Genomic DNA, 1,011 nt, shown 5'->3' with positions numbered 1-1,011 from the left:
ACCAGCTTGACTGGAGTCCATACAGTGCCTTGAGGGTGATGACAAGCGCCATCAGAGAGGGAGAAACCCATTTTCCAAAAAGGAGTGATTCGGGAGCCTTTGCCATGACCGGGTGAATATCAAACTCGCCTGGAAGATAACGCGGATCCCGGCTCTTCCTTTTACATTCGGGACAGCCGTAAGAAACAGAATAGTGCCGGATGATTTCCAGTTTTCCTGGAATGTATCTGACTTCATGACGGACCAGCTTTCTGCCGATCGGAGTGAGTTCCGTACCGCAGACGGAACAGATTCTCTGGTCTTCAGACAGTTCGTGAAGTTCATCTGTGACAGGAAGGTTCATCTTTTTAATAAGATCTTCCAGAGATTCCTTCGGCTTACGGGCTTTGGAACGAACAGGCCGTTTCCTTGCGGAAGCTCCGGGAGCAGGGGTTTCGGCAGAAGGACTGGATGGCTGGTCATGATCGTCCTTTTTATCTGGCTTTCTCTTTTCAGAACTCCTGCCATACTTCTGAGCAGCCATCAGCCTGATCTGAGCAGACAGATCAAGGATCGTGGCATTTGCCTGATCCAGCTGCTCTGTGAGGCTCTTAATCAGTTTTCTGTTAGCTTCATTCTCTTCCTGGCTCTTCTCATACTGAATGGTCAGCTTGTTAATGGTCTTGTTCAATTCAACCAGCTGATGAAAGAACTGGTTCTCGCTGATGTTGCTCGTATTGATTTCTGACATAATTTTCCCTGTTTAAATTATACCATAAATCAGACTGAAATCGCTTTATTTAAAGCATTTTCGCCACTATTCTATCTCCTTTTCACTGTTGTTTTCTGCTCTGGAGAGAGCCCCTCAAGCAGCCATCTCAGCTGCTGCGGGCTAAGTTCTCTGGCCTCGTTTTTGTCTCTCGGCCATCGAAAATGGCCGTCATCCAACCGTTTATAGAGCAGCAGAAATCCATCCTGCTGCCAAAGAAGGCCTTTGATTCTGTCCGCTCTTCTGCCGCAGAACAGGAACAG

The 1,011-nt window shown here is 47.7% G+C and carries 2 protein-coding genes; both read right to left on the bottom strand.

Annotated features, from left to right (window positions below; all coding sequences use genetic code 11):
* Window positions 1–730: IS66 family transposase zinc-finger binding domain-containing protein (locus BO222_RS01500; RefSeq protein WP_198931978.1), on the bottom strand; the 730-nt coding region annotated here is incomplete at its 3' end.
* A gap of 71 nt (window positions 731–801) precedes the next feature.
* Window positions 802–1,011: IS66 family insertion sequence element accessory protein TnpB (gene tnpB, locus BO222_RS01495; protein ID WP_143356894.1), on the bottom strand; the 210-nt coding region annotated here is incomplete at its 5' end.

Source organism: Ileibacterium valens (assembly GCF_001945525.1).
Classification (GTDB): Bacteria; Bacillota_I; Bacilli_A; order Erysipelotrichales; family Erysipelotrichaceae; genus Ileibacterium; species Ileibacterium valens.
Note: the sequence above shows the minus strand (reverse complement) of the source record. Positions and strands in the feature narration are given on the sequence as shown.